Annotated in this window: 7 protein-coding genes; 4 read left to right on the top strand and 3 right to left on the bottom strand. The window is 75.4% G+C overall.

The window, feature by feature from the left end; translation table 11 throughout:
- Positions 1–12: 12 nt before the first annotated feature.
- Both KBZ10_RS27105 and hmgA read right to left on the bottom strand, forming a co-directional pair.
- Positions 13–762 carry a GntR family transcriptional regulator gene (locus KBZ10_RS27105; RefSeq protein ID WP_210990377.1) on the bottom strand — a complete coding sequence of 250 codons (750 nt, stop codon included), beginning with the start codon at positions 760–762 and terminating at the stop codon, positions 13–15.
- Between the two features lie 204 nt (positions 763–966).
- Positions 967–2,310, bottom strand: a complete 1,344-nt coding sequence (gene hmgA, locus KBZ10_RS27100; RefSeq protein ID WP_210990376.1) for a homogentisate 1,2-dioxygenase — start codon at positions 2,308–2,310, stop codon at positions 967–969.
- 572 nt (positions 2,311–2,882) lie between these two features.
- On the opposite strand from hmgA, the gene KBZ10_RS27095 reads away from it, so the two are divergent.
- The 3 genes from KBZ10_RS27095 to KBZ10_RS27085 all read left to right on the top strand — a co-directional run bounded on the left by KBZ10_RS27095 (position 2,883) and on the right by KBZ10_RS27085 (position 8,180).
- On the top strand, positions 2,883–5,108 hold the full coding sequence (locus KBZ10_RS27095) for a molybdopterin-dependent oxidoreductase (protein WP_210990375.1): 2,226 nt from the start codon (positions 2,883–2,885) through the stop codon (positions 5,106–5,108).
- 389 nt (positions 5,109–5,497) lie between these two features.
- Positions 5,498–6,916: an aldehyde dehydrogenase family protein gene (locus KBZ10_RS27090; protein ID WP_210990374.1), complete on the top strand. Its 1,419-nt coding sequence runs from the start codon at positions 5,498–5,500 to the stop codon at positions 6,914–6,916.
- Between the two features lie 184 nt (positions 6,917–7,100).
- Positions 7,101–8,180, top strand: a complete 1,080-nt coding sequence (locus KBZ10_RS27085) for a Zn-dependent alcohol dehydrogenase (RefSeq protein ID WP_210990373.1) — start codon at positions 7,101–7,103, stop codon at positions 8,178–8,180.
- A 332-nt stretch (positions 8,181–8,512) separates the two neighbouring features.
- On the opposite strand, the gene KBZ10_RS27080 is transcribed toward KBZ10_RS27085, so the two are convergent.
- Positions 8,513–9,256 carry a VIT family protein gene (locus KBZ10_RS27080; RefSeq protein WP_210990372.1) on the bottom strand — a complete coding sequence of 248 codons (744 nt, stop codon included), beginning with the start codon at positions 9,254–9,256 and terminating at the stop codon, positions 8,513–8,515.
- 198 nt (positions 9,257–9,454) lie between these two features.
- Between KBZ10_RS27080 and KBZ10_RS27075 the strand changes: the two genes are divergently transcribed.
- Positions 9,455–9,733 carry a metal-sensitive transcriptional regulator gene (locus KBZ10_RS27075; protein ID WP_307847621.1) on the top strand — a complete coding sequence of 93 codons (279 nt, stop codon included), beginning with the start codon at positions 9,455–9,457 and terminating at the stop codon, positions 9,731–9,733.
- The last annotated feature ends 12 nt before the right edge of the window (positions 9,734–9,745 follow it).

Genomic DNA, 9,745 nt, shown 5'->3' with positions numbered 1-9,745 from the left:
GCCCCCGTCCGCTCAGGCCTCCACCGTCACCGTGAAGGAGAACCGGTCGCCCCGGTAGCGGATCCGCGCCACGTCCACCGCGCGGCCGGTCTCGTCGTACACCACACCGGTGTAGTGCAGGATCGGGCTGAGCAGCGGCACGTCCAGCAGCTTCGCCGTCTCCGGGTCCGCGAGCCGTGCCTCGACGGTGTCCGTGATGCGGCTGATCCGCACCCCGGCCCCGTCGCGGAGCACCTTGGTCATGGGCTGCCGTACCAGGTCCGCCGGGTCGATCCGCTCCGCGATCTCCGGGCGCACCGCGTTCTCGGCCCAGTTGGTGGGCTCGCCGGTCTTCTCGTCGCAGCGCAGCCGGCGGAACTCCACGACCTCCTCCAGATCCGGGAAGTGCTCGGCCACCTCCGCCGGCACGGGCACGGGCCCGTGGCCCAGCAGCGTGGCCGTCTCACCGGACTGCTGGGCGACGATGCTGTCCACCGAGCCGAGCAGCCGCACCGGCGCGCCGCGCCGGGCCGCGGGCTCGATGAAGGTGCCCCGCCGGCGGTGCCGGCTGATCAGCCCCTCGTTCTCCAGCTCCTTCAGCGCCTGCCGCATGGTCAGCACGCTGACGCCGTAGTGCTCGGCGAGCCGGTCCTCGGGCGGCAGCCGCAGCGGCTCGGTGGGGCGGCGGCCCAGTATGGAGGCGCGCAGCGACTGCGAGACCTGGTACCACAGGGGCAGCTTGCGGTTCAGGACCAGTGAGTCGGGCGAGAAGACGGTGGTCACGGCTGCGGCTCCGGCGGGTCTGCGGTCGGGCGGGTCTGCGGGGCGGTCTCGGGGGCGTGGGACACAGGTGTACCGCAACGCGGTGGCCGGTGCCCCGGAGCCGCGGAACGGGCGGCCGCGCTCCGGCTCCGGCGCCGGCCCCGGTACTCGGGGCCGGCCGCCGGCCGGCCCGCTGTCGCGTACGCCGGAGGGGACCCGTTCGTGTCAGCGCCGGAAGTGCCGTTCCAGCCCGTCCCACACCCGGTCGTAGCCGGTCTGGAGGTGTCCCGCGCCGCGTGCCTGCGCGGTCACCGTCACCGGCCAGCGGGTCTCGAACATGAAGGCGAGGCCGTCGTCCGCCTTCTGCGGTGCCAGCTCGGCCGCGCTCGCCTTCTCGAAGGTCTCCCGGTCGGGTCCGTGCGCGGACATCATGGTGTGCAGCGAGCCGCCGCCGGGCACGAAGCCGCCCGGCCCGGAGGTCTTGGCGTCGTAGGCGCCCTCGATCAGCCCCATGTACTCGCTCATCACATTGCGGTGGAAGTACGGCGGCCGGAAGGTGTCCTCGCCGACGAGCCAGCGCGGCGCGAAGACCACGAAGTCGATCCCCGCCAGGCCGGGGGTGTCGGACGGTGAGGTCAGCACGGTGAAGATCGACGGGTCGGGGTGGTCGTAGCTGATGCTGCCCAGGACGTTGAAGCGGCGCAGATCGTAGACGTAGGGGGTCAGGGTGCCGTGCCAGGCGACGACGTCGAGCGGCGAGTGGCCGTACTCCGCGGCCCAGAGGTTGCCGCAGTACTTGGTGACGACCTCCACCGGCTCCTCGCGGTCCTCGAAGGCCGCGGCGGGGGCGAGGAAGTCGCGCGGGTTGGCCAGCCCGTTGGCGCCGATCGGGCCCAGCTCGGGGAGGGCGAAGGGGCGTCCGTAGTTCTCGCAGACGTAGCCGCGGGCGGAGCCGCCGGTCAGCTCCACCCGGAAGCGGACGCCGCGCGGGATGAGCGCCACCTCGCCGGGCCCGGCGAGCAGCCGGCCGAACTCGGTGTGCAGCAGCAGCCCGCCGCGCTCGGGGACGATCAGCAGTTCGCCGTCGGAGTCCGAGAACACCCGGTCCGTCATGGAGGCGTTGGCGGCGTAGAGATGGATGGCCATGCCGGCGCGCTGCCGGATGTCGCCGTTGCCGCCGAGGGTCCACAGGCCGGCCACGAAGTCCGTGCCCGGGGCCGGGTCCGGCAGCGGGTCCCAGCGCAGCCGGTTGGGGTCGGGCTCGGTCTCGTCGAACGGGGTGCCGCGCAGCGCGCCGTTGTCCGTCCGGGTGAAGGGCGGGTGGGCCGCCGAGGGGCGGATGCGGTACAGCCAGGAGCGGCGGTTGTCGTGGCGCGGCTCGGTGAAGGCGCTTCCGCTCAGCTGCTCCGCGTAGAGGCCGAGCGGGGCGCGCTGCGGGGAGTTGCGGCCCAGGGGGAGCGCGCCGGGCACCGCCTCCGAGCTGTGCTCGTTGCCGAATCCGCAGGAGTACGCCGGGGCCCCCGGCTCCTCGCCGGGGACTGTGACCCGCTCCGTGGTGGTCCCGCTCATGTCCGCTCCCGTCGTCCCGCTGTCCGTGTGCCTTGATTCCTGTGCTGAACCATAGGAATGGCGGCGCGGGCCCGTCAATGACCCGTGGGGCGCGGCGGGACGGGTCCCCGGGCGCGCGCCGGGCGCGGGCGGGGCGCCGGCCGCGCCCGGCGGTGCGGGGGCGCCGGTGAAGCGAGCGGCCGGGCGGGTGGTGCGGGCGCGTCGGCCGGGCGTGTGGAGGTGCGGGCGTGCCGGCCGGGGCGCGGGCCGGGGGTGGGTGTCGCGGCCCGGCGCGCGGCCGGGGTGCGGGCCGGGTGTGCGGGGGCGCGGGTGTGCCGCCTCGGCTCAGGGTGCGCGGGTGCGCCGGGGTGCGGTGGCGCGGGTGTGCCGGGGTGCGGAGGGCGGAGTGCCGGACCGGTTCCGGGCGAGTGATGCCCGCAAGGCGGGTGCCATCGTGCGTACCGGTCGGTATGGTCAGCGGTGCTCCTGTCGCCGCGCCCCGGCTCCCCGTGCGGCGAGCCCGGCCCCCTGCCCCTACCCGCAGCCTCCCGCCCCGGCCCCGCCGGGCGCCCCATCCCCGACGGAGGGAACCGATGAGCCGCACCGCTCCGCGTATCTGCCCGCTCTGCGAGGCCACCTGCGGCCTCGTCCTCACCCTCGACGGCGACCGGGTCACCGGTGCCCGCGGGGACCGCGACGACGTGTTCAGCGCCGGCTTCGTCTGTCCCAAGGGTGCTGCCTTCGGCGGCCTCGACAACGACCCGGACCGCCTCGCCGGGCCCCTCGTGCGCCGCGAGGGGGCCCTGGTGGACACCGGCTGGGCCGAGGCGTTCGAGGAGGCCGCCGCCCGGCTGCGGCCGGTGATCGACAGCCACGGCCCGGACGCCGTGGCCGTCGTCCTCGGCAACCCGAACGTCCACACCATGGCGGGCGGGCTCTACCCGCCGCTGCTGATCGGGGCGCTGCGCACCCGTAACGTCTACACCGCCAGCACCCTCGACCAGATGCCCAAGCACGTCTCCAGCGGGCTGATGTTCGGCGATGCCGCGGCCATCCCCGTCCCCGACCTGGACCGCGCGGCCCACCTGCTGCTGATCGGGGCCAACCCGCTGGAGTCGAACGGGAGTCTGTGCACCGCCCCGGACTTCCCCGGCCGGCTCAAGGCGCTGCGCCGGCGGGGCGGCACCCTCACCGTCGTCGACCCGCGCCGTACCCGCACCGCCGCGCTCGCCGACCGCCATCTGGCGCCCCGGCCCGGTACGGACGCGGCCCTGCTCGCTGCCCTCGTCCAGGTGCTCTTCGCCGAAGGGCTCACCGACCTCGGCCGGCTCGCGGAGCACACCGAGGGCGTGGAGGACGTCCGCGCGCTCACCGCCGAGTTCACCCCGGAGGCGGTGGCGGCCCATTGCGACCTGCCCGCCGAGGACATCCGGGCCACCGCCCGCGAACTGGCCGCCGCGCCCACCGCCGCCGTCTACGCCCGGGTCGGCGGCTCCACCGTCGAGTTCGGCACCCTCACCAACTGGCTGGCCGATGTGCTGAACACGCTCACCGGCAATCTCGACCGGCCCGGCGGTGCGATGTTCCCCCTCTCCGCCACGGCCCGCGCCCCCCGTCCCGCCGGCCCCGGCAAGGGCTTCGCCCTCGGCCGCTGGCGCAGCCGTGTCTCCGGGCACCCGGAGGCCAAGGGGGAACTGCCGCTCGCCGCCCTCGCCGAGGAGATCGAGACACCGGGGGACGGGCGGGTGCGCGCCGTCGTCGTCATCGGGGCCAACCCGGTCCTCTCGGCTCCCGACGGGGACCGCCTGGACCGGGCGCTGGCCGAAGCCGACTGCGTCATATCCGTCGACCCCTACCTGAACGAGACCTCCCGGCACGCCCATGTCGTGCTGCCGCCGCCCCCGCCCTCCCGGACCCCGCACTACGACTTCGCCTTCAACGCGCTCGCCGTGCGCAACCAGGTCCGCTACACCCGGGAGGCACTGCCCCTCGCCCCCGGCCGGCCGGACGAGAGCGAGATCCTCGCCCGGCTCGTGCTCATCGCCGCCGGCCTGCACGGCACGGACCCGGCCGAGGTGGACCGCACGGCCATCGGGGGTGCGCTCGCCAGGGCCGTCGCCGACCCGCACGGTCCGGTGCACGGCCGCGAGCCGGCGGAGCTGGAGGCCGAACTCACCGGGCGCACCGGCCCCGAGCGGCGGCTCGACCTGATGCTGCGGCTCGGCCCGTACGGCGACGGCTTCGGCGCCCGCCCCGACGGCCTCTCCCTGGACCGGCTCCTGGAGCACCCGCACGGCATCGACCTCGGGCCGCTGCGGCCCCGCGTCCCCGGACTGCTGCGCACCCGCAGCGGCCGGGTCGAGCTCTGCCCGGAACCCGTCGCGGCCGATGTGCCCCGGCTGCGCCGCTCCCTGGACGCGGCCGGCGGCGAACTGCTGCTCGTCGGACGCCGCCATCTCCGTTCGAACAACAGCTGGATGCACAACGTGCCCGCGCTGACCGGCGGCAGCAACCGCTGCACCCTCCAGGTCCACCCCGCGGACGCGGACCGGCTCGGCCTGGCCCACGGCGCCACGGCCCGGGTGAAGGGCGAGGGCGGCGAGCTGGAGGTCCCCGTCGAGGTGACGGACGCGGTGCGCACCGGGGTGGTCAGCCTCCCGCACGGCTGGGGCCACGACCGCCCCGGCACCCGGCTCTCCGTGGCCTCGGCGGCACCCGGCGCGAACGTCAACCAGCTCCTGGACGGCAGCCGCCTCGACCCCCTCTCGGGCACGGCGGTGCTCAACGGCTTCCCGGTGCGGGTGGAGGCGGCGGGCTGACCCCGGCGGGAGGCCGGTGCCCTGTGCGCCTCCGGCGGAACGGAACGGGCCGGGCCGGGTCGGGCCGGGCCGGCCGGCGGAGCGGAGGAGCCGCCGTACCGGGCCTCCGGCGCGCGGACCGGTACGGCGGCGGGTGCCGGCCCGGCTCCGGCCCGGCTCCGGCCCGTGTCCGTCCGGGAGACCCGGGCCCCGTAGGTCCCGTCCGCGTCGGCGGGCCCGGCCGCGGGTAGGGAACCGGGCCGGGCCGGGTTGCCGGGTGCGCACGTGCGCGGGCGCGCGGGGAGGACGTGAGCCGGGGCACGTCCGCCCGTCCTGGCGCCGGAAAACTAACAGCGCTAGTTTGGTTCCCCGGATCACATACCGAGCAGTCTGTCCTGGAGGTCAAGGCGATGAAGGCCCACGACGGGATGTACATCGACGGCGACTGGCGGCCCGCCGCCGGGCGGGACACCATCGCCGTGGTCAACCCGGCCGACGAGTCGGTCATCGGCACGGTTCCGGCCGGCACCGCCGAGGACGTGGACGCGGCCGTGCGCGCCGCCCGCGCGGCCCTCCCCGGCTGGGCCGCCACCCCGCCCGCCGAGCGCGCCGCGCACCTCAAGGCGCTGCACGCCGCGCTCGACGCGCGCCGCGACGAGATCGCGGAGACGGTCACCGCCGAGCTCGGCTCCCCGCTGAAGTTCTCGCGGACCGTGCACGCGGCGGTGCCGGCCGCGGTCGCGGGGAGCTACGCGGAGCTGGCCGCCACCCATCCCTTCGAGGAGCAGGTGGGCAACTCCACCGTCCTCTCCGAGCCGGTCGGCGTCGTCGGCGCGATCACGCCGTGGAACTACCCGCTGCACCAGATCGTCGCCAAAGCCGCCCCGGCCTTCGCCGCCGGCTGCACGGTCGTCCTCAAGCCGGCCGAGGACACCCCGCTGGTGGCGCGGCTCTTCGCGGAGATCGTGCACGAGGCGGGGCTGCCCGCCGGGGTGTTCAACCTCGTCACGGGCCTCGGTCCGGTCGCCGGGCAGGCACTGGCCGGGCACCCGGGCGTCGACATGGTGTCCTTCACCGGCTCCACCGCCGTCGGCAAGCAGATCGCCGCCACGGCGGCCGCGGCCGTCAAACCGGTGGCCCTGGAGCTCGGCGGCAAGTCGGCCAACGTCATCCTGCCGGACGCCGACCTTGCCCGCGCCGTCAACGTCGGTGTCGCCAACGTCTTCGCCAACTCCGGCCAGACGTGCAGCGCCTGGACCCGGATGCTCGTGGACGCCGACCGCTACGAGGAGGCCGTCGCCCTGGCCGCCGCGGCCGCCGCGAAGTACGTCCCCGGCGACCCGGCGGACCCCGCGAGCCGCCTCGGCCCCGTCGTCAGCGCCAAACAGCGGGACCGCGTCACCGGCTACATCGAACGCGGCATCGAGGAGGGCGCCCGCCTCGTCGCGGGCGGCCCGGGGGCCCCGGAGGGCCGGGAGACCGGCTACTACATCCGGCCCACCGTCTTCGCCGACGTCACCCCGGAGATGACCATTGCGCAGGAGGAGATCTTCGGCCCCGTGCTGTCGGTCCTGCGGTACGAGGACGAGGAGCAGGCCGTGGCGATCGCCAACGGCACCGTCTACGGCCTCGCCGGCGCCGTCTGGTCCGCCGACACCGAGCGGGCGGCGGCGTTCGCCCGCCGTCTGGAGACCGGACAGGTCGACATCAACGGCGGCCGCTTCAACCCGCTCGCCCCCTTCGGCGGCTACAAGCAGTCGGGCGTGGGCCGCGAACTGGGCAGCCACGGTCTGGCCGAGTATCTGCAGACCAAGTCGCTCCAGTTCTGACCGCGGCGCGGCACGGGCGCCGCCGTCCGTGCCGCGCCGTCACCGCACGGCCCGCGCCGGGCGGGGACGGGAAGCCCGAAGACCGGCCGAGACGCCCGGGCGGACGACGCCCGGGCGGACGACACCCGAGCGATCGAGAAGCCCCGAGATTCCGAGAAGCCCCGAGATACCGAGAAGAGCCGCCATGACCCGTGCCGTCGTGCTGCCCGCCGTCAACGCCCCCCTGGAGATCACGGAGATCGAGCTGCCCGACCCCGGCCCCGGCCAGGTGCGGATCAGGATCGCCGCGGCCGGGGTCTGCCATTCCGATCTGTCCCTCTCCAACGGCACCTTGCGCCAGCCCGTCCCCGCCGTCCTCGGCCACGAGGGCGCGGGCACGGTCACCGCCGTCGGGGAGGGGGTCACCACTGTCGCCCCCGGAGCTGCGGTGGTCATCAACTGGGCTCCGTCCTGCGGTAGTTGCCACTACTGCGGCCTGGGAGAGCCCTGGCTCTGCGCCGGCGCCCTGGCGGGCGCCGCGGTGCCGTACGCGCGCCGCACGGACGGCACCGCCCTCCACCCGGGGCTGAACAGTGCCGCCTTCGCCGAGGAGACCGTCGTCTCCGAACGCTGTGTGCTGCCGCTGCCGGAGGGCGTACCGCTGGCCGACGCGGCCCTGCTCGGCTGCGCCGTGCTCACCGGCTACGGAGCCGTCCACCACGCCGCGCGGGTGCGGGCGGGGGAGTCGGTCGCCGTCTTCGGCGCCGGGGGTGTCGGGCTCTCGGTGATCCAGGCGGCCCGGATCGCCGGGGCCGGGCAGATCATCGCCGTGGACGTCTCGCCGGAGAAGGAGGAACTCGCCCGGAAGGCCGGTGCGACCGACTACCTGGTCGCCGCCGACGACACGGCCAAGCGGATACGGAAGCTCACCGGCGGGCACGGCACGGACGTCGCCGTCGAGTGCGTCGGCCGGGCGCAGACCATCCGCACCGCCTGGTCCTCGACCCGGCGCGGCGGCCGCACCACGGTCGTCGGCATCGGACGCAAGGACGACCAGGTCTCGTTCTCCGCCCTGGAGATCTTCCACTTCGGCCGCACCCTCTCGGGCTGCGTCTACGGCAACTGCGATCCGGCCCGGGACCTGCCGGTGCTGGCGGGACTCGTCCGCGAGGGCAGGCTCGACCTCGGCGGCATGGTCACCGACCGCATCGGCCTCGACGGGGTGCCGGCGGCGTTCGACGCGATGCTGGCCGGCCGCGGCGGCCGGGCCCTGGTGGTGTTCTAGTGCCGCATCAGGCAGCGTTCGCCCCGTCGCGACGCCCGGCACTCCCCCAAGCTCTGCGAGCAGGGGGCGCCCCCACCCCAAGCTCTGCGAGCAGGGGGCACCCCCACCCCGAGCTCTGCGAGCAGGGGGCACCCCCGCGCGTCGCACCGGCCGAAAGCCCCCGTGCGATCCGGTACGAGAACTCCCGGCCGGCTCGCCGGGAGCACGCACCGGACGATGCTCCTCACCGGGCACACGCTGCCTGATGCGGCACCGGTCCGGCACCGGGGCTGTCGCCGGTCCGTCCCCCCGGTGCGCGGCGCGCCCGGGTGGGCGGCCGCCGTCCCGCGGCCTCACGCGACGGCGGTGCCCATCAGCGCCCCGATGGCGTAGGTGACGGCCATCGCCGTGAAGCCGCCGGTGACGTTGCGGAGCACGGCGATGCCCCGTGGCGCCCCGCCCAGCGCCGCGCTGGACCAGCCGGTCGCGGCCAGCGCGAGCAGCACCGTGGAGACGGTGACCCACAGCCGGACGGCCGCCGGCGGCAGGACGATGGCCAGCAGCGGCAGCAGCGCGCCCGCCGAGAAGGCGGCGAGGCTGGCCCAGGCCGCGTGCCAGGGGTTGGTGAGCTCCTCCGGGTCCAGGCCCAGCTCCGCCTCGGCGTGGGCGGCGAAGGCGTCGTGCCGGGTGAGCTCCTCGGCGACCTCGCGGGCGAGGCGGGGGGAGAGGCCCTTCGCCTCGTAGAGGCCGGCGAGTTCGGCGAGTTCGGCCGCCGGTGTATCGGCCAGTTCCCGCCGCTCGGTGGCCAGGGTGGCGCGCTCGGAGTCGCGCTGGGTGCTCACGGAGACGTACTCCCCGACGGCCATCGACAGGGAGCCCGCGAAGAGCCCGGCGAGACCTGCCACGAGCAGGGTGTCCGCCGAGTCCGTGGCCCCCGCGACGCCCACCACGAGACCGGCTGTCGAGACGATGCCGTCGTTGGCGCCCAGGACGGCGGCGCGCAGCCAGTTGAGCCGTACCCCGAGGCCGGCCCGGTGCGGTTCGTCGTGCTGCGGCTCGTCCGCGTCCGGGGAGGGCCCGCCGAATGGTTCGCTCATGGGACGCAGTATCGCCAGGGCCGCCACGGTGCGGCGGTGGGGACGCGCCCGGCCCTTCCCCCCGGCCCGGCGGGAGAGGGCCGCGTCCCGCGCCGGGCGGGCCGGCGCCGGTTCCGGCGCGACGGGCTGTCCGGCTGCTCGGACGCGAAACGCGACCTATGGCGTAGAATACCCAAGGGGGTATGAGAGGAGGAAATGGTGGAGCTGGAAATGGCAGCGGAGGACCTGAAATCGGTCCTCAACCGGCTGCGGCGGGCCCAGGGCCAGCTGGCGGGCATCATCCGGATGCTGGAGGACGGCCGGGACTGCGAGGACGTCATCACGCAGCTCTCCGCCGTGTCCAAGGCGCTCGACCGGGCCGGATTCGCGATCATCGCGACCGGACTGCAGAGCTGCATGGCCGACGGCGCCGCCGACGTGGCGGACCGGGACGCGATGAAGCTCCGCCTGGAGAAGCTCTTCCTCTCCCTGGCCTGATCGGATCCGCGC

Origin of the sequence: Streptomyces sp. F63 (assembly GCF_018070345.1) — a bacterium.
Lineage (GTDB): Bacteria > Actinomycetota > Actinomycetes > Streptomycetales > Streptomycetaceae > Streptomyces.
This window is presented reverse-complemented; position numbering and strand designations above follow the sequence as displayed.

What these genes read in the sequence shown, in the direction of transcription:
- hmgA (WP_210990376.1), bottom strand. Translation starts at nt 2,310, where the DNA reads ATGAGCGGGACCACCACGGAGCGGGTCACAGTCCCCGGCGAGGAGCCG.
- KBZ10_RS27095 (WP_210990375.1), top strand. Translation starts at nt 2,883, where the DNA reads ATGAGCCGCACCGCTCCGCGTATCTGCCCGCTCTGCGAGGCCACCTGC.
- KBZ10_RS27090 (WP_210990374.1), top strand. Translation starts at nt 5,498, where the DNA reads ATGAAGGCCCACGACGGGATGTACATCGACGGCGACTGGCGGCCCGCC.
- KBZ10_RS27085 (WP_210990373.1), top strand. Translation starts at nt 7,101, where the DNA reads ATGACCCGTGCCGTCGTGCTGCCCGCCGTCAACGCCCCCCTGGAGATC.
- KBZ10_RS27080 (WP_210990372.1), bottom strand. Translation starts at nt 9,256, where the DNA reads ATGAGCGAACCATTCGGCGGGCCCTCCCCGGACGCGGACGAGCCGCAG.